Source organism: Salinibacterium sp. G-O1, from assembly GCF_030063305.1.
GTDB lineage: Bacteria > Actinomycetota > Actinomycetes > Actinomycetales > Microbacteriaceae > Rhodoglobus.
On the sequence record NZ_JASISV010000003.1, the window covers coordinates 21,620 to 40,879 of the forward strand.

Annotated in this window: 14 protein-coding genes; 10 read left to right on the plus strand and 4 right to left on the minus strand. The window is 65.0% G+C overall.

What is annotated here, in order from left to right; all coding sequences use genetic code 11:
* Window positions 1-22: 22 nt before the first annotated feature.
* A complete protein-coding gene (locus tag QMG83_RS11725) occupies window positions 23-511 on the minus strand; it encodes an Lrp/AsnC family transcriptional regulator (protein WP_283505590.1) in 489 nt (162 codons plus the stop codon).
* Window positions 512-644: 133 nt separating this feature from the next.
* On the opposite strand from QMG83_RS11725, the gene ald reads away from it, so the two are divergent.
* From ald to QMG83_RS11770, 9 genes are all read left to right on the plus strand, one after another.
* On the plus strand, window positions 645-1,751 hold the full coding sequence (gene ald / locus QMG83_RS11730) for an alanine dehydrogenase (protein ID WP_283505591.1): 1,107 nt from the start codon (window positions 645-647) through the stop codon (window positions 1,749-1,751).
* 97 nt (window positions 1,752-1,848) lie between these two features.
* Window positions 1,849-2,235 carry an ArsR/SmtB family transcription factor gene (locus tag QMG83_RS11735; protein WP_283505592.1) on the plus strand — a complete coding sequence of 129 codons (387 nt, stop codon included), beginning with the start codon at window positions 1,849-1,851 and terminating at the stop codon, window positions 2,233-2,235.
* Window positions 2,236-2,315: 80 nt separating this feature from the next.
* Complete coding sequence (locus QMG83_RS11740) at window positions 2,316-3,188, plus strand: cytochrome b/b6 domain-containing protein (protein ID WP_283505905.1); 873 nt, start codon at window positions 2,316-2,318, stop codon at window positions 3,186-3,188.
* A gap of 85 nt (window positions 3,189-3,273) precedes the next feature.
* Entirely contained in the window at window positions 3,274-3,921 is a 648-nt protein-coding gene (locus QMG83_RS11745) for a GntR family transcriptional regulator (protein WP_283505593.1), read from the plus strand.
* Window positions 3,922-3,930: 9 nt separating this feature from the next.
* The gene (locus QMG83_RS11750) at window positions 3,931-5,430 is read left to right on the plus strand and encodes an MmgE/PrpD family protein (protein ID WP_283505594.1); all 1,500 of its coding nucleotides are present in this window, start codon (window positions 3,931-3,933) and stop codon (window positions 5,428-5,430) included.
* Complete coding sequence (gene prpB / locus QMG83_RS11755) at window positions 5,430-6,335, plus strand: methylisocitrate lyase (protein ID WP_283505595.1); 906 nt, start codon at window positions 5,430-5,432, stop codon at window positions 6,333-6,335. Before QMG83_RS11750 ends, prpB begins: the two co-directional genes overlap by 1 nt.
* Window positions 6,336-6,344: 9 nt before the next feature.
* Window positions 6,345-7,454, plus strand: a complete 1,110-nt coding sequence (locus QMG83_RS11760; RefSeq protein WP_283505596.1) for a bifunctional 2-methylcitrate synthase/citrate synthase — start codon at window positions 6,345-6,347, stop codon at window positions 7,452-7,454.
* A gap of 95 nt (window positions 7,455-7,549) precedes the next feature.
* A complete protein-coding gene (locus QMG83_RS11765) occupies window positions 7,550-8,452 on the plus strand; it encodes a formylglycine-generating enzyme family protein (RefSeq protein ID WP_283505597.1) in 903 nt (300 codons plus the stop codon).
* Window positions 8,453-8,469: 17 nt separating this feature from the next.
* The gene (locus tag QMG83_RS11770) at window positions 8,470-9,300 is read left to right on the plus strand and encodes an aldo/keto reductase (protein ID WP_283505598.1); all 831 of its coding nucleotides are present in this window, start codon (window positions 8,470-8,472) and stop codon (window positions 9,298-9,300) included.
* On the opposite strand, the gene QMG83_RS11775 is transcribed toward QMG83_RS11770, so the two are convergent.
* Window positions 9,274-14,904 carry an Ig-like domain-containing protein gene (locus QMG83_RS11775; RefSeq protein ID WP_283505599.1) on the minus strand — a complete coding sequence of 1,877 codons (5,631 nt, stop codon included), beginning with the start codon at window positions 14,902-14,904 and terminating at the stop codon, window positions 9,274-9,276. The two genes, QMG83_RS11770 and QMG83_RS11775, sit on opposite strands and share 27 nt — an antisense overlap.
* Before the next feature lie 140 nt (window positions 14,905-15,044).
* Window positions 15,045-15,794 carry an MBL fold metallo-hydrolase gene (locus QMG83_RS11780; RefSeq protein WP_283505600.1) on the minus strand — a complete coding sequence of 250 codons (750 nt, stop codon included), beginning with the start codon at window positions 15,792-15,794 and terminating at the stop codon, window positions 15,045-15,047.
* 11 nt (window positions 15,795-15,805) lie between these two features.
* Here QMG83_RS11780 and QMG83_RS11785 point away from each other — a divergent pair, with 11 nt between their 5' ends.
* A complete protein-coding gene (locus QMG83_RS11785) occupies window positions 15,806-17,620 on the plus strand; it encodes a thioredoxin domain-containing protein (RefSeq protein ID WP_283505601.1) in 1,815 nt (604 codons plus the stop codon).
* Window positions 17,621-17,667: 47 nt separating this feature from the next.
* Here QMG83_RS11785 and QMG83_RS11790 read toward each other — a convergent pair whose 3' ends face one another.
* Window positions 17,668-19,206, minus strand: coding sequence for a M20/M25/M40 family metallo-hydrolase (locus tag QMG83_RS11790; protein ID WP_283505602.1), 1,539 nt, complete (start codon window positions 19,204-19,206; stop codon window positions 17,668-17,670).
* Window positions 19,207-19,260 lie beyond the last annotated feature (54 nt).

The following is a 19,260-nucleotide window of genomic DNA, read 5'->3' on the forward strand; positions in this document are numbered from 1 at the left end:
ACACTCTAACCCGGTGTCGCAGTCAGCCCCTGACCGAGAGCCCCGGGGTGTGGTGCTCGAAGACCAGGCTGGTGCGCGTGGACGCGACCGAGGGGTGTGCCGAGAGGTTGTCGACCACGAATTGCCTGATGTGGTCGGAGTCCCGCGACGCGACGTGCAGGATGAAGTCTTCCGACCCGCCCAGGAAGAAGACCTGAACGACCTCGGGCAGCTGACGCATCTCGTCGGAGAACTGCGCGATGGCCCGTCGGGCGCCGACCCGGATGTTGACGCTGATGAGCGCCTCGAGGCCGAGACCCAGAGCCCGCGGGTTGAGCTCGGCGTGAAAACCGCGCACGACACCACGCTCGATCAGCGACCGCACGCGTGTCAGGCAGGTGGATGCGGCGATTCCCACCTCCTCGGCAAGGCGGGCATTCGACATGCGCGCATCGTCGCGCAACAGCCGCACCAGGGTCAGGTCGATGTCATCGAGTTGCGGCAGCGGCCGAAGGATCTCCTGTTCGGACATGAAATCGGGCATCCTCACGTTCGGTACGAATGAATTTTGCCAACTTTACAGAATTTTCTGCGGATGAAACCCGTTTGTAACGAATCTTCCACAAAATTGTTCCCACCGCCTATTCACAGATCGGATCACAGCCATGCGCGTCGGAGTCCCCACAGAGGTCAAGAACAACGAGAACCGCGTAGCACTCACCCCCGCGGGTGTGCATGAGCTTGTGCGCCGAGGCCACGAGGTTGTCATCCAGAAGGGTGCAGGGCTTGGCGCGCAGATCACCGATGAGCAGTATGTCGCCGAAGGCGCGACCATTCTGGCGACTGCCGACGAGATTTGGGCCGCGGGCGACCTGCTGCTGAAGGTCAAGGAGCCCATCGCCGAGGAATACCCGCGGTTGCGCGACGGACAGGTGCTCTTCACCTACCTGCACCTCGCGGCCTCACGCCCGTGCACCGACGCTCTTCTCGCGGCGGGCACGACCTCCATCGCCTATGAGACAGTGCAGTTGCCCGACCGTACGCTTCCCCTCCTCTCGCCCATGAGCGAGGTCGCCGGCCGACTGGCCGCGCAGGTGGGAGCAAACCAGCTGATGAGCTCGAACGGTGGTGGCGGCGTTCTTATGGGTGGCGTGCCCGGCACCGCGAAGGCGAAGGTCGTGGTGATCGGTGGCGGCGTTGCCGGCGAGCACGCAGCGGCAAACTCCCTCGGGATGGGAGCCGAGGTCACGGTGGTCGACCTCTCCATTCCCCGTCTCCGCCAGCTCGAGGGCCAGTACCCCGGGCTGAAGACCGCCGTCTCGACGAACTACGCGATCGCGGCGCTCGTGAAGGAGGCCGACCTCGTGATCGGCTCAGTGCTCATCCCCGGGGCGGCCGCCCCGAAGCTTGTGACCGACGCCATGGTCTCAACGATGAAGCGCGGAAGCGTGCTCGTCGACATCGCGATCGACCAGGGTGGATGCTTCGAGGGAAGCCGCGCGACAACCTATGACGACCCGACCTTCCCCGTGCACAACAGCACCTACTACTGCGTCGCGAACATGCCGGGCGCCGTGTCGCAGACCTCAACCCAGGCTCTCACCAACGCGACGCTTCCCTACGTGCTGCTGATCGCCGACAAGGGCTGGCTGGGCGCCGTCACCGCCAACGAGCCCCTCTCGAAGGGCCTCAGCACCCACGCCGGATCCCTCTTCAACGCAGAGGTCGCCCAGGCGCTCGGATATGAGCCGAAGGCGATCAGCGACCTCTAGGCCACGCCTCCCCTCCACAGCGTCCGCGCGAACGCCCCTGTCCGTTTTTTGAATGTCAGTTGCGACTGACGTCAGTCGCAACTGACATTGTGTTTTTGTGCACCCATACGAAGTGCTGGCCGAGCCCATTCGGCGCCGCCTTGTGCAGATTCTCGCGTCGGGCGAGCACACCGCCGGCGAACTCGAAGGGGTCATCACCCACGAGTTCGGGGTGGGCCGCACCGCCGTCCAGCACCACCTGCGCCTGTTGCTGGCCTGCGGCTGGACGGATACCAGGGACGACTGGCCCAACCACTGGTACCACCTCAAACACGGCGTCATCGAGCACATCGAGCGAGAGGCGCATGACCTGCGCGTGCTGTGGGACCAGCGGGTCGGGTGGAACGGGGAGGGGCGGGCGCAGTTCGACCCCACGGCGGGCCGCAAGGGCAGACGGGGGCACGGCTGGGATCCCGACAACATCTGGCTGCATGTATTCGACTGACGAGTGGCTAAGGATATTGTGGGCAGGTGACGACGCCACAGACCTCCGCCGCCCGAAGCCGCTGGCGGAAGCTCGCCTGGATGATCCCCGCGGGGCTGGCGCTCGTGATCCTCGTCGTGCTCGCCGCGCGCGGCATCCGCGAACTTCCCGCCGTGCAGTCGTTTATGAGTGACTACCCCGGCGAGTCCGAATTGCCGGCGGATGCCCCGGTCGGCTTCCCTGCCTGGCTCGGCTGGCAGCACTTCCTCAACTCGTTCTTCATGCTCTTCATCATTCGAACGGGCTGGGAGATTCGCAAAGGCAAGCGCCCAGCAGCCTTCTGGACGCGCAACAACACCGGCCTGCTGAAAACCAAGAACCCGCCGGTTCGCATCGGGTTGCCGGTCTGGTTCCACCTCACGGTCGACTCGCTGTGGGTGCTCAACGGGGTCGTGTTCTACATCCTCCTGTTCGCCACCGGGCAGTGGGTGCGTGTCATTCCGGTCAGCTGGGACGTCATCCCCAACGCGCTCTCCGCAGCACTGCAGTACGCGTCGATGAACTGGCCGACCGAGAACGGATGGCTCAACTACAACGCCCTGCAGCTGCTGGCCTACTTTGTCACCACGTTCATTGCGGCCCCGCTGGCGCTCGCCACCGGCATCCGCATGGCGCCCGGGTTCGCGACGAAGTTCCGCAAGTTCGACAAGGTGTTCCCGCTGCCGGTGGCTCGTGCCATCCACTTCCCGGTGATGATCTATTTCGTCGCGTTCATCATCGTGCACGTGGTGCTCGTGCTGTTGACCGGAGCCCTGCGCAACCTCAACCACATGTACGCCGCCCGCGACGACCAGGGCTGGCTCGGGCTCGCCTTCTTCGCCGGATCGATCGTGCTCATGGTCGCCGGCTGGTTCGCCGCCCGACCGACACTGCTCGCGCCGGTTGCCGGACTCACGGGCAAGGTTCGCCGCTAGCCCGTCTTTGCATACACAGAAGCCCAATCGTTGCGATTATGGGGCTGTAGCGCTAGCCTGTGTATACAACGGCGAAGGGGTGTGGATGCGAGCGAGCGAACGCGCCTATGCGGCCCTGCGCGAAGACATCCTCGAATGGCGGCTCGAACCCGGCACCGTGCTCGGCGAAGTAGAGCAGTCTGAACGGCTCGGAATCTCCCGAACACCACTGCGCGAGGCCCTGGCCAGGCTGCTGTCTGATGGGCTCGTCGCGGCCCAGGGCGGCAGGGGACTCGTCGTCACCGCCGTCTCGGTCAGCGACATCGCCCAGCTCTTCGAGCTCAGGCAGGCACTCGAGCAGCAGATCGCCCGCCAGGCCGCGCAGCATCGAGACCCGGCCGTGTTCGAAACCCTCGCCGCCGAATTCAGGGTCGCACCCGACCTGCTCGAGCGCTCAGACCACGCCGGCTACTACGAACTCGTCGCCAGGTTCGATGCCGCGATGGATGCCGCCTCCGCCAACACCTACCTCGTGACGGCCCTGCGCAGCCTGAGGCCGCACCTGGTCAGGCTCCGCCGCATCTCGCGCGACAACAACTCCCGCCTCCGTGCGGCCGCCCGCGAGCACCTCCTCATCGTCGAGGCCGTCGCGGCCGGCGACAGCGAACTGGCCGCCTCGGCAACCCACGTCCATCTCCACCAAAGCCTGACCAGCATCCTCGCGACCGCGCAGATGCTCAGCACGCATCGATAAAGGAACGCCATGACAACCCTGCATCCTGTTCGTGTCTACAAGAGCGAAGAAAACCTGCCCAGAGAAAACCAGCTCGCCTGGAAGATCGCCGCGGTGGCCTCCGAGCAGATCGAGGCGACGGATGCCGTGGCCGACATGGTCATCAACCGCATCATCGACAACGCGTCGGTGGCGACCGCGTCCCTCACCCGCGCGCCCGTGATCGCCGCGCGCGCCCAGGCCGAGGCGCATCCCGTCTCACGCAATGGAGCAGGGTCCACCGTCTTCGGCAGCAACCTCCCGACCAGCCCCGAGTGGGCGGCCTGGGCAAACGGGGTCGCCGTGCGCGAGCTCGACTACCACGACACGTTCCTCGCCGCCGAGTACTCGCACCCCGGCGACAACATCCCGCCGATCCTGAGCGTCGCCCAGCACCTCGGTTGCTCCGGAGCCGAGCTGTTGAAAGGCATCGTGACGGGCTACGAGATCCAGGTCGACCTGGTGAAGGCGATCAGCCTGCACAAGCACAAGATCGACCATGTTGCCCACCTCGGCCCATCGGCGGCCGCCGGCATCGGTACCCTGCTGGGGCTGCCGACCGAGACCATCTTCCAGGCCGTCGGCCAGGCGCTGCACACCACCACGGCCACCCGCCAGTCGCGCAAGGGTGAGATCTCCACCTGGAAGGCGCATGCCCCGGCCTTCGCGGGAAAGATGGCGGTCGAGGCCGTTGATCGTGCGATGCGCGGACAGACCAGCCCCACCCCGATCTACGAGGGAGAAGACGGGGTTATCGCCTGGTTGCTGGACGGCGCTGACGCCGCCTACGAGGTTCCGCTGCCCGCCCGCGGAGAGGCACGCCTCGCCATCCTCGACACGTACACGAAAGAGCATTCTGCCGAGTACCAGGCGCAGGCGTGGATCGACCTCGCGCGCCGGCTGAAGCGCGAGCATCCCGCGCTCACAGCTGAGTCGATCGTGAGCGCCGTGCTGCATACCAGCCACCACACCCACTACGTGATCGGCTCCGGCGCAAACGACCCGCAGAAGTACGACCCGAGTGCGAGCCGCGAGACCCTCGACCACTCGATCCCGTACATCTTCACCGTCGCCCTGCAGGACGGCGAATGGCACCACGAGCGCTCGTACGCTCCGGAGCGCGCCAACCGTCCAGACACCATCGCGCTGTGGAACAAGGTCACCACCATCGAAGACAAGGAGTGGACCCGCCGATACCACTCCAACGACATCACCGAGAAGGCGTTCGGTGGTCGCGTAGAGATCGAGCTCGCTGACGGTTCACGCATCGTCGACGAGATCGCGGTCGCCGACGCGCACCCGCTCGGAGCGAGGCCGTTTGCCCGGGAACAGTACATCCACAAGTTCCGCAGCCTGGCCGACGGAGTGTTGGAGGCTGGCGAGATCGAGAGGTTCCTCGACACCGCGCAGAACCTGCAGAATCTCACCGACCTGACGGGGCTCACCGTCAACGGTGACTTCCCGGCAGTGACCCCGAAGGGGATTTTCTAATGCTGTACGCGACAACCACCCCCGCAGAGAAGCGCGCCACGCTGCGAGCCGCACTCGCCACGGGGGAGCTGCTGCGCTTTCCGGGGGCGTTCAACCCGCTGAGCGCGAAACTCATCCAGGACAAGGGCTTCGAGGGGGTCTACATTTCGGGGGCCGTGCTCGCCGCCGACCTCGGCCTGCCCGACATCGGGCTCACGACCCTGACCGAGGTCGCGGCGCGCGGCCAGCAGATCAGCCGCATGACCGAGCTGCCCACCCTGATCGATGCAGACACCGGCTTCGGCGAGCCCATGAACGTTGCGCGAACCGTGCAGGCGCTCGAAGACGCCGGGGTCGCGGGGCTGCACATCGAAGACCAGGTCAATCCGAAGCGTTGCGGTCACCTCGACGGCAAGGCCGTGGTGGGGCCGGATGTCGCGGCCAAGCGCATCCGCGCGGCCGTCGACGCGCGGCGCGACCCCAACCTGCTCATCATGGCGCGCACCGACATCCGGGCGGTTGACGGACTGCAGGCGGCCATCGATCGCGCGAAGCAGCTGGTCGACGCCGGCGCGGACGCGATCTTCCCGGAGGCGATGGCCGATCTGGCCGAATTCGAGGCTGTGCGCAAGGCCGTGGATGTGCCGATCCTCGCCAACATGACCGAATTCGGCAAGAGCGAACTGTTCACCACCGAGCAGCTGGCCGCTGTCGGAATCAACATCGTCATCTACCCGGTCAGCCTGTTGCGCATCGCCATGGGCGCGGCGGAGCGGGGGCTGGAAACGATCACCCGCGAAGGTTCTCTTAACTCGGAGGTTGCAGGAATGCAAACTCGCGCCAGACTGTATGAACTGCTCGACTATGAGTCGTACAACGCCTTCGACACCTCGGTATTCAACTTCCAGGTCCCGCAAGGGAAGTAGGGAACATCCATGACTGACCCAGAGATCCACAAAGGCCTGGCCGGCGTCTACGTCGACACCACCTCCATCTCGAAGGTGAACCCTGAGACCAATTCGCTGCTGTATCGCGGGTACCCGGTGCAGGAGCTCGCCGAGAAGTGCACGTTCGAGGAGGTCGCCTACCTCCTGTGGAACGGTGAACTGCCCACCCCGACGCAGCTGGCAGACTTCGAGAACCAGGAGCGCGCGCTTCGGCACATCGACGAGCGGGTGAAGCGCATCATCGACGAGCTGCCGCTCACCGCGCATCCCATGGACGTCGTGCGCACCGCGGTGAGCGTGATTGGTGCCAACGATCCGGATGTCGCGGATTCCAGCCCAGAGTCGAACCTGGGCAAGTCCATGGCCCTGATGGCGCAGCTTCCCTCCATCGTCGCGTACGACCAGCGCCGCCGCCGCGGCGAGCACCTCGTGGAGCCACGGGACGACCTCGGTTACTCCGCCAACTTCCTCTTCATGACGTTCGGTGAGTTGCCGAATGAGGTGGTCGTCAACGCGTTCGACGTGTCGATGATCCTGTACGCGGAGCACTCCTTCAACGCATCCACATTCACGGCTCGCGTCGTGACGAGCACGCTCTCGGACCTGTACTCGGCCGTGACGGCCGCGGTGGGTGCGCTCAAGGGCGCGCTTCACGGCGGAGCCAACGAGGCCGTCATGCACACCTTCGAAGAAATCGGCACCGCAGGTGGCGTCGAACTGTGGCTCGACGCCGCGCTCGCCGAGAAGCGCAAGATCATGGGCTTCGGTCACCGCGTCTACAAGCATGGCGACTCCAGGGTGCCCACGATGAAGGCCGCACTCGAGACGCTCGTCGCCGAGTACGACCGGCCCGAGATGCTCGAGCTGTACGTCGCCCTCGAGACGGCGATGACCGAGCGCAAGAACATCCTGCCGAATCTGGACTACCCGAGCGGCCCGGCGTACAACCTCATCGGGTTCGACACCGAGATGTTCACGCCGCTGTTCGTGGCATCGCGCATCACCGGATGGACGGCTCACATCATGGAGCAGCTCGCGTCGAACGCGCTGATCCGACCGCTGAGCGTCTACAACGGCCCCGACGAGCGGCACGTCTAGGCCGAGCGCGCCCGTTCGGCCCGACCGCGGTCGTCCGCACGGGCGCGCTCGCACCGAAGGGCCGCGCTCGCGCGCACAACGAAGGGACCCCTGACATGACGCAACCACCGCTGGTGACGGATCTCGACTTCGTCGAACTCTCGGGTGGGAGCTTTGCCATGGGGTCAACCGACTTTTATCCGGAAGAGGGACCGGTCGTGCAGCGGCACGTCGCCCCCTTCGCGATCGCTCGCACCCCCGTCACCAACGCCCAGTTCGCCGAGTTTGTGGCAGCGACGGGCTACGTGACCACCGCCGAAACCCCGCTCAATCCCGACGATTTCCCCGGCGCTGTCGACCTCGACCTACGCCCGGGGTCACTCGTCTTCAAGCCGACCGAGGGCCCCGTCGATCTCGGCAACTGGCGTCTGTGGTGGCACTGGGTCACGGGTGCTAACTGGCGCGAGCCGCACGGCCCCGGCACCACGAACGACTCTGTGGCGCAGCATCCGGTTGTGCAGGTATCTTTTGCGGATGCCACGGCTTTCTGTGAATGGTCGGGCTCGAGGTTGCCGACCGAAGCCGAGTGGGAGTTCGCCGCTCGCGGTGGCAAGCCCGGCGCCACGTTCGCGTGGGGAGAAGAACCCCAGAACGTTGGTGAACTGAAAGCCAATACGTGGCAGGGGGCTTTCCCGTGGCGCAACACGGGAGCGGCCGGCTGGGTCGGAACGTCGCCGGTCGGATCCTTCCCACCGAACGACTTCGGGCTCGTGGATGTCACGGGGAACGTTTGGGAGTGGACCTCGACGGTCTGGGAGGCGCGGCACTCGGAACAGGCAACGACCTGCGGATGCTCGCCCGCCGGCAAACCCGCCACGTCCACCGACCGGGTGGCCAAGGGTGGATCGCACCTGTGCGCTCCCGAATATTGCCTGCGATACCGCCCGGCGGCGCGGACCCGCCAAACCGTGGACTCCTCCACCACCCACATGGGGTTCCGCGTGGCACGCAACCTGTAATGACATAGGCTGGAATCATGACTGTTCCCACCATCACCCTCAACGACGGCGCCACGATTCCGCAACTCGGTTTCGGTGTTTTCCAGGTCGATCCAGAAGCCACCGAGCGCATCGTGACCGACGCCCTCGAGGTCGGCTACCGCCACATCGACGCCGCGGCAATCTACGGCAACGAGATCGGCGTGGGCCGCGCGATCGCCGCGTCCGGCATCCCGCGCGACGAGCTCTTCATCACCACAAAGCTGTGGAACAGCGACCAGGGCACCCAGTCTGCGATCGACGCAATGGACCTCAGCCTCGAAAAGCTTGGCCTCGACTTCGTCGACCTGTACCTGATCCACTGGCCGCGCGCCGACCTCGACCGCTACCTCGACAGCTGGCAGACCCTCGCCCAGCTCAAGGCAGACGGCAAGACCCGCTCGATCGGCGTCAGCAACTTCCACCGGGCGCATCTCGACAAGATCATCGCTGGCACGGGTATTGTTCCGGCTGTCGACCAGCTCGAACTCCACCCCGCTTTCGCGCAGCGCGAGCTTCGCGCATTCGGTGCTGAGGTCGGAATGCACATCCAGGCATGGGGTCCGCTCGGCCAGGGAAAGTACGACCTGTTCAGCGAGCCAGCACTTCAGGCAGCGGCCGAGGCGCATGGCGTCACACCAGCACAGGTGACCATTCGCTGGCACCTCCAAAACGGCATCATCCTGTTCCCGAAGTCGAACTCCCGCAACCGCATGGCCGAAAACTTCGACGTCTTCGGCTTCGAGCTGACCGCCGAGCAGATGGCATCCATCGATGCACTCGACCGCGGCCAGCGTGTCGGCTCAAACCCGGACGAGGCAACCTTCTAAGTCGACTTGCTGTGCTGGCGCCATCGCGCCAGCACCCGCAGGGCGGTCTAGACGCTGCCGCAGTCGGGAACTGTCGCGTAGCTCCTGCTGGTGTCGGCTGCCCTGATGAAGTATCCGCTGTAATCGCCCATGTTCATCAGGTACCAAACGACACCGTTCTGCGTGCCCCAGCAATAGATGTACAGCCCATAGCCGGGGCTGAGGTTCACATTCGAACACGTGGAGTACTGGTACCAGGCGGCACTGTTGACGATGCAGGTCTGAGTAGTGACCGTGCCATTCGTTGGCGGTGGTGGGGGGGGTGTAAGCCGTGACGGTCGTGCCCCCGGATGTTGTACTCGGCCCGTTCCCGCCGCTGTTTCGTGCAAGAACTGTGATCGAGTAAGGGCCGCCCGGTCCTACAGTGATCGACGCAGAGGTCGCCGTGGTTGTTCCTGATCGACCATTGCTTGTCGACCACAGGTATTGCAGTCCTTCTCCGGCCTGGTCGGCAGAGGCGTTGTCTGGCGCATCCCAGGTCCATGTGAGCGTGGTGGAATTCGACGAAACGTTCGGCGGCGTGGAGAGGTTGCGCACAGCATTGGGCGTCGGCTGCACGTTGATTGCGACGGCGTTCGACTGAGTTTCTGCGGGGCTCCGCTTGCCGCCAGCGTTTTGCGCATACACACCGATCGTGTAACTACCTGCGCTCAGTCCCGAGATCGGCCCGGTACTCAGGCCCGACGTTTGGTTGAATCCGCCGCCGTTGAGGTTCCAGAAGTAGGTTGTCGTGCCGCCCGTCGCGCCAACGGAATCCCAGCTGCCCTGAATGGTGCCCGGCGCCCAACGGTTCGATTGCGCGAGCGAGACCGGAGTGACGGTCCCGGGGGTGCCATACGGGGTGATCTGTTCGCTGGCGGCGGAGTAGGCACCGGCGCCGTTGTCGTTGATGGCTCTGACCTGGAATGTGTACGGGGTTCCGTTGGTGAGGCCGTTCACAGTGCAGGCCTGGCCGGCAGTGCAACCCTCAGTGATCGTGTTCGTTTGTAGATTCTTCACCTGATAGCCGGTGATGGTTTTTCCGTTGGTCGCGGGAGCCGCGAACTTGATCGTGGCAGATTGATCGCCTCCGACAGCGGAATCCCCGTCACGGTCGGGCTTCTGCACGACATCGGGCACATCGGTGACGGTGAAGGTGATCCTGCCATTGACGCGGCGGTCCCGGTCTTTCGTGGCATCCTGCACCGTGTAGACGACCTCGATGACCATGTAGTGCGGGGTGGAATTCGGGGTAACCCTGATCTGGGTGCCCGTGAAGGTGATGACGCCGACGTTTTCTGCGTTGCTGATCTGCGCATCCACGATCGTCAGTGGCTCGCCGGTGTTCTGATACGGATTGGAGTCGTTGGTAAGCGGATCCATCACGAAGGTTCCGACTGGGCGTTTGGTTTCGTAACTGTCTGCGACGGCCACGGGAAGCGGCTTGGTCGAACCGACCACAGTGACATTGATCGTGCCCGGGACCGTGAACTTGTCCCACCGCAGTGTCACGGCGACGGTGTACGTGCTGCCCTTGACGGCGTCTCTGGGGATGCTGAGCGCTAGCTGGGATCCAGTGAGAGACGCGGTCAATGTCGACGCGGATGTAGAGACACTGGAGTATGTGACCTCCTGCAGAATCTGCGGATTCGGGTGCCCGGTCGACTGGCGAAGGTCGGTGGTGGACGTCTCGCCGACCTCGACCTGCACGTTTGGGGTGGTGAAGCCCGGTGGGATATCGCGGGACTCAGGGTCGCCGACGACGATGGGCAGGGTGACAGTCGCGGCGATTCCCTTGGGGTCGTTCCTGGATTCGCCGTCCGAGACGGTGAAGGTGATCGACGCAGGGCCGCGGTAATCCTCGGCCGGAGTGAATCTGATCGTGCCATCATCAACAAAGCTGGATTCGCCATTGCTGCGGATCGAGCTCACGCTCGTCGGGGTGTAGATGTGAGCGTCCCGACCAGAGGGCACCACGAGAATGTCGGACAGCGCCCACTGCCGTGACTCGTTCATGCTCACATATTGGATCGGCAGATTCGGGTCGAGCATGGGGGGCTCATCGAAGTCCTCGTCCACCGCAGCGGGCACGAGGATGAACGCCATTGCGCTCAATTCATCCACGGTATTGGTCACCCGGTACGCGATGGCCTGGCGGGTTTCGCCCGGGATGACCTCGATCCGGCCGTTGCGCTCGAGCAGTGTCGCGGCCCCGGCGTTGGGGCCATCAATCGATACGACAAGGTCTTCAGTTCTGCCAGCAGGGTTGAACGCGTAGCCATCGAAGATGTTGACCGTAAATGATTTCTTGCCCGCAATGGATTTTGTGAGGATGGGCACATCATTGGCCGTCGGCGGCAGCAGTGGCGCATCCGGGGTCACGGTCACGAGCACGTAGCTCATTGTCTTACCGCCGCGGTCATTGGTGAGTTCGTAGCGCAGCGAGAACGATTGCTCGGTTTCCGGCGCGGTGACCACCAGATACTGTCGGCCGACGACCTCGGCGTCGATGCCCTTTGGCACGTCCACCAGAGTCTTCGAAACCTTGATCGGAGAGCCCTGCGGGTCGGAGTCGTTGGCCATCAGGTCGACCTGAGCGACGCGCCCCGGCCTGACAGCGACGCTGTCAGGGACCGCGTTCGGCGGCTGCAACTGGCTGGGCTGCGGGATGACAGCAATTCTGATGCTCGCGTCACCCGTTGCACCGAAGGTGTCATACACGCGGTAGCTGAACTCGTCGGTGCCAGCGGCCGCCTCGGAAGAGTCGTAGATGAAGTAATCGTTGCCGACCTCCACCACAGAGCCCAGCGTTGGATTCTGCGGAAAGTTCAGAAGCTGCGCGGAATCCCCATCCGGGTCAATGCCGTTCAGTGGAACGTCGACGCGGATAGACCCGCCGGCGAGCACGCGCCCCACCAGCGGATCGGGTATGGGATCGCGGTTGCCGTCGGTGCTCAGGGGGGTGACAATGAACACCGCGGTCGCTGCAGCCATCTCGCCGAACGGGTCGAGCACCCGGTAGTCGACGCGGTACTCGCCGGCCACAGCCGGCGCCTGGAACCGCAGCAGGTTGTTCGAGACGAAGGCGATTCCTGCCGTGGGTGCGGTGATCAGGTTTGTGTCGAGGAACATGCTCGAGTCATCTGGATGGAAGTCGTTGGCCAGCACATCCAACGTGATGATGTCTCCGACCCGCACGGTGGCCGCATCATCGGCCGCGACCGGCGGCTGGTGTTTCGTCAACGCCGGCACCGGTACCACGGTCACTCCGGCGGTCGCCGTCGAGATGCCGTCCGAGATTGTGTAGCTGAAGTTGACCTGCTCCGTCATCGCCGATGTCGCGGTCACCCGCACAAGCGTCGACTCGAGAAGTTCGACGACGAGCCCCTTCGCCTTCACATCCGCGGGAACAGTCACCGACTGCACGGCCAGAATCTTCCCTGTGGGGCTGACATCGTTTGAGAGCACAGAGACCGTGATGGGCTCTTCCCCACGCAGGTACGCGGTATCTTTCACGGCAATCGGCGGAACATTGTCATCCGCGGGCTTGTCTTTGACATCGATGCGAATGATGCCCACACTCGTGTTTGCGCCAGCCTGCAGCGTGTACTTCAGGTAGAAGATGCCCGGGTTCGACGACGAGAACGTCACCTGTCGGCGATCGGAGTTGAAGGATGCCACGGCCCCACCGCTCGTTTCATCCATGCCGATCAGGCTCAACTGCGCCCCCGACGGTGACAGGTCGTTCCTCAACGGCTCGATGACCGTTGTCTCCCCCACGAAAGCGCTGGCGAAGTCAGGCGTTCCGATCGGGTTGAGGGTACCGGAAGGCTCGACGACGACCGTGAGAGTTCCCGTCACGGGTGAGCCGCGGCCATCGCTGACCTGGAACTGCACCTCCTTCTGTCCCAGCTCCGAGGTCTGGTGGGTGAATGTGATGAAACCGTCGGGGGTGAATCTCACAAGGTCGCCCGATTTCGGGCTAGCGCCGATGAGATAGAGGTCGTCCCCGTCGGGATCGCGCCAATCTGACAGCACGTTGTAGGAGATCGTCTGGTTGGCTTCGACCGCGACCCCCGGGAGTCGAACCGGGTACGGCGCCTCATTGATCTCGTCGGGCACCACTCGAGCAGTGACATGTGCTGAGTCCGTGCCGCCACGGCCGTCATCCACCGTGTAGTTGAACGAGATGCTGCCCACGAAGCCCTCGACCGGAGTGAACTGCAAGGCCCTGCTGCCATCGATCGGGTCGAGCCTGCCGGTCGTCTCCGCGATCGCGTCATACGACGAGATCACCAGCACGTCACCATCGGGGTCGGAGTCGTTGTCCAGCACCGAAAGAATAGTGGTGCGTCCGGGCCGTACCCCGAACTCGTCGTCTTTCGCGGTCGGTGGCCGGTTCGTATCGGTGCGCTCGGCGAGGGTGTCTTCGAACGACTGGATCGCCGACTTCTCTTCGCCGATCTCCTCAGATTCCTGCTCCACCGGTGGCGTCACATCATCCCAGTTGTTGACCAGCCGCATGTTCTCACTCGGCAACCACACATTGCCATTCGTCAAGTCGTTCAATGCGATCACCGACCGATTGACCCGAAACTCCAGCACCCCCGCTTGTGTCGGCTCCGCAATGGCAAGGGTCACGACATCCTGGCCCTCGCACGACAGCAGGTACGTTTGGTCCGCGCCCCACGCACCGTGGGCGCAACCATCTTGATTCACCGGGGCCGCGATACCACTCACATCGCTGTTGTTGCTCGTGAAGCCGGCACCCATCGTCTCGACTGAACCTGAGCCCAGATCTACCCGAACCAGGGAGTCTGCTGTTGCAAGCACAGCGAAACCCGATGTGGGACCCGTCTGCTGCAGAGCCAATCCGGGCGCGTCACCGATGCCGTACCGCTGCCCGCCCTCAGTGACGATCTCATTCGTCGACTGGTCGAACACCACAGGGGCATCGCCGACCGCAGCGAGCTGGAACTCTCCGACACCCGGAAAATCTGTGGCGAGCGGTGCGGCGTCGAGAGTCGCGATCCGAAACAACGTCTTCGTCTCGGGCGACACCGCCAGGATCACGCCGTCGGGGGACACCGCAACGTGCGCGCCCTCGCCCAACTCCGCTATCGGAGCGTCGGAGACATAGTTGAACTGCAGGTCGCCCACCGACGGGATGCCCCACAGCTTCCCGTCAGCTGCCAGGATCGCGATAACACTGCCGCCATACGCAACCTCGGCGCCGATCGGCACATCCACTGACGACGTCACCTCGGTTGACGCCGGATTCACCGACTCGACCCGACCCGCATCCGGGTCATGCATGAACAGGGTGTCGCCATCCTGCATCACATCGAAATTCGCGCTCGACGCCACCACAGAGCCGTTCAGCTCATCGATCTGACGATTCAGCCGTCCGCCCAGGAGTTTCTGGCCGTTGGTCACCCACACATCTCGTGACGTCAGTTTCACATCAGAAACCGGGAACCCGGGATGCAGCGCCGCGATCGTCAGGGGCACGCCAACGACGAGCGCGACCACCAGTACGGATGCGGTCGATTTGCGGGCGGCGACCCACCGGGTGAGAGCGCTCACGGAACTCTCCCCATCATTGCCCGCCACGGTCAGTTACCGCGAAGCAGCGGGGGCGCAACGCCTCAATCTAACATGACAAAAGCACACGATCGACGCCCCGAAAGAGTGGTATTCGCCACGATCGCGACGTCCTAATACAGCTACAGCGTGACGGTTTCGCCGCGCGGGGTTGCGACCAGCAACCCCGTGTGGGCGAACGCCACTTCGAGTTGGGTCCGGGATTCGGAGAAGTGATTCCAGTCTTCGGTGTGAACTCCGACGACGGTGGTGGCCGCGAGGATCGCGGCGGCGCGAGCCGCATCCTGCGAGGTCAACGTCAGCGCAGCGTCGATGCCGGGCACGCGGGCGGCGCCGGCGAAGAGCACGGCGATCGCGACATCCGGAAACCGCCCGGCGATCTGCTCGACCAGCGGAAGCGAGGCGTTGTCGCCGCTGATGTAGACGGTCGGCTCGCCTTCGGCCTCCAGCACGAAACCCGTGACGTGGCCGACGAGCCGCTCGCTGCCGGGAGGGCCGTGCAGCGCCGGAACCGCGGTGATCGTGACATCGCCCGTCTCCCAGGACTCCCAGGAGTCGAGGCCGACGACCGATCCGCCGAACAGGTCGCCCGCAGCCTCCCGCGTGCTGAGGGTGGGGATGCCCGTGGCGATGAGCTCGAGGCCCTCGTAGTCGAGGTTGTCTTTGTGGCCGTGGTGGCTCAGCAGCACGACGTCAATCATGCCGATCTCGGAGCGTTCGATGGCCGGTCCCGCCGTCTTGACGAGGGTGGTTTCGCCCGGCGCCTCATAGGACTGGGGAGCATCGAAGGTGGGATCGGTGATGAACCGTTTGCCGGCGTACCCGAGGATGCCGGTGGGGCCACCAAGGTACGTGAAGCTCGTCGACGACATAATCTGAGACTATGCCCAACGCATTGATGGATGCTGTAAGCCCGTACCTCAGATCGCACGCCGACAACCCCGTCGACTGGTGGCAGTGGGGGCCGGAGCCCTTCGCCGAGGCCGCCAGACGTGACGTCCCCGTGCTTGTTTCGATCGGGTATTCGACCTGCCACTGGTGTCACGTGATGGCCCGCGAAAGCTTCAGTGATCCTGCGATCGCTGCGATCATGAACGAGGGATTCGTCGCGATCAAGGTCGACCGCGAGGAGCACGCCGAGGTCGACTCCACCTACATGGCGGCGGCGGCCGCCTTCACCGGCAACCTCGGCTGGCCGCTCAACGTTTTTGTGACGCCGCAGGGCAGGGCCTTCTTCGCGGGAACATACTGGCCGCCCGAACCCGTGCAGGGGCATCCATCGTTCAGGGTGGTACTTGACGCGGTCGCCGATGCCTGGCGCGACCGGCGTGCCGAGGTCGAGCAGAACGGCGCCGCGATAGTGGATGCCCTGTCCGCCGCTCCCGGCGGCGGCGGCGCGCTCGTGGTCGACTTCGAGCCGATCGTCGCCGAGCTCGCGGGTTACGAAGACGCCGAGCTGGGCGGCTTCGGGGGAGCGCCGAAATTCCCAGTGGCGCCGGTGCAGCGCTTCCTGCTGGAGCGGGCGTCGGTGGGGGATGACGTCGCCGCCGCGCTCGCCGGCCGCACGCTTCACGCCACTCTCGGCTTGCGCGACCGCGTGGACGGCGGATTCTTCCGCTACGCGACGATGCGCGACTGGAGCGATCCGCACTACGAGCGCATGCTCTACGACAACGCCCAACTACTCTCGGCATACGCGCTGGCGGGCGATCGCGATGTTGCAGAAGGAATCGCCGAGTGGATCACCTCGATGCAGCAGCCCGGCGGCGGCTTTGCGACGGCGCAAGACAGCGAGAGCACGGTCGACGGCGCACGGGTCGAGGGCTTCTACTATTCATTGGATGCGGCCAGCCGCTCGCGGGTGGAGGCCCCACCCGTCGACACGAAGATCCTCACCGGGTGGAACGGTCTCGCCATCGAGGGGCTCGCGCTCGCCGGGCGCACGCTCGACCGACCCGAGTGGATCGCAACTGCCAGCGCCGCCGCCGACTTCCTGCTGGAACGCCATGTGGGCGACCGGCTCATCCGCGCCTCGATCGGTGACGCGATTTCGAGTGCCAGAGCCACCCTCGAAGACGTCGGGATGCTTGCCTCCGGTCTCATCGAGCTCGCGGTCGCCTCCGGGGAGGTGCGGTACGCGGTGGCGGCCCGCGAGCTCATCGATGACTCACTCGCCGCCGGGTCCGGCGGTTTTGGCGTGCCCGGCGGGGCCGACCCGGTACTCGAGTCGCAGGGGCTCGCGGTGCGGCCAGACCCGAGCGACGGCGCACATCCGTCGGGACTGAGCGCCGTGGCATCCGCCGCCTATCGGCTGTTTTTGCTGACCGCCCACGAACCGTACCGGGCCGCGGCGAGTGGCGCGATGGCCGGGGTTGCCGAGGCCGCGGCGCGCCAGCCGATCTCGCTCGGCGCCGCGCTCACCGTGATGTCTGCGCTGTCTGAACCAGCTCGCCAGGTCGTCGTCGTCGGCGACGATGCGCAGGATGCCGCGGCCACCCTCGCGCGGCACTGGCACCGCTCCGGCAGCATCTCGGTAGCGCTGACGCGGGCGCAGGCCGCGGACTGGGCAGCCGCCGGGTTCGAGTTGCTGCAGGGCCGCGCGGGCACGGCGGGGGACACCACGGCCTGGGTGTGTGCCGACTTCGTGTGCAGGCTGCCGACCACGGACGCGGCCGAGCTCGCGGTGCAGCTGGCTTAAAAGGCGGGGAGGCCGCCCGAAGACGACCTCCCCTGTTCCCTGCGTGGTTACTTGATGTTGCGGTTGGCCTTGAACTCCATGTTGGCGGAGCCCTTGCCGTTGCCCTTGCCGGTGCCATTGACCGCGGAGGTGGTCTCCGCGAACGTCAGCGTGGAGTGCGCGATAGCGTCGGCCATCTGTTCGAGCACCTCGGCGTTGATGTTCGTGATGTCGTCACACGCCGCGTGGTAGCACGCATCGTAGGGAGCACCCGCTGTGCCGCCAAACAGTGTGGCCTCCTCCTCGGTCTTCAGGCCCTCTGCGCCGGTGAACAGTCCGCCGGCGGGAATGCCGTTGTTGATGAACGCGAAGTAGTCCGAGCGGCCGTCGAACTCCGACGGCACGGTCGTGAGACCCTGCGAGGCGAAGTAGTCGAGGAACACCTTCTCCACGCGCGACGAGCCATTGGGCCCGGTGGAGCCGAACGCGGATCCATCACCGTCGTAGACGGAGCGGATGAAGTTCGGAGAGGCGACCATATCGAAGTTCAGATTCACGGCGTGATCCTTGATGTCCCTCTTGCTCAGCTGCGCCACGTAGTACTCAGAGCCGACCAGTCCGTCTTCTTCTCCGCCCCAGAAGGCGAAGCGAACCCGGTTGGTGGGCTCGTCACCGGATTCGGCGAGCTGGATGGCGGTCTCGAGGATCGAGGCGATGCCGGATCCGTTGTCGTTGATTCCGGCTCCCTCCGCGACCGAGTCCATGTGCGCTCCCACGACGACGGTTCGGTCGGTGCGACCGGCCGACTCGGCGAGCACGTTGAACGAGTCGATGGTCTCGAGCCTGGCATCCACGCTGACCCTCATGGTCAGCCCGGCAAGCCCGGCGAGTTCCTCGCCGATGGCGAAGCTTGTGCCGACGGCGGGGATGCCCAGCTGAACGTCGCCGAGCGTTCCGAACAGGACACCGAAGCGGTCGCCTGCTGACGCGTCGCCCTGGTTGAAGACGATGACGGCGGAGGCCCCGGCGGCATCGGCGTTGCTGACCTTGTCCCCGAACGCGCAGGTTCCGCGTTGGATGAGCGCAATGTTGCCGACCGGGAAGCCAGCGAAGTCGCTCGCCTCGCACCCGCTGGAGGAGGCGCGGTCGCCTGCGAGGTTGATGTCCACTGCGGTGACGGCGGCGGTGACGTCGCCCGCGCCCGAGTTGGTCATGACGTAGTACTCGTCGAGGTCCGCGTAGGTGCGCGGGGTCGGCGTGACCCGCTGGAGGGCGGAGCTGGTGACCACGAACTGGTCGTACGAGAAGTGCTGGCGCCTCGGTTCGTACCCGGCCGCGATCAGTTGCTCCTCGACGTACACGGCCGAGGCCTCATAGCCGGAGGTGCCGGCGGCGCGGTTGCCGCCGTTGGCGTCGGCAATCAGCTGCAGCTGCTCCAGATGTTCGATGATTGCGCCAGCCGACACGGCCTCGCGCAGTGCGCTCGTGTCTGTGCCGTTGTCGGCATAGGCGGGCAGGCCCCCGCTCACGACAAGCGCGAGCGCGGAAACGGCCGAGACGGCCGAGGTGGCGAGTACAGCCCGCCGGTTTTTCCTATTCAGTTCCAAGGGGATCTCCTTTGATCACGGAATGTGAATCGACCCGAGCCGGTTTGGCTCGAG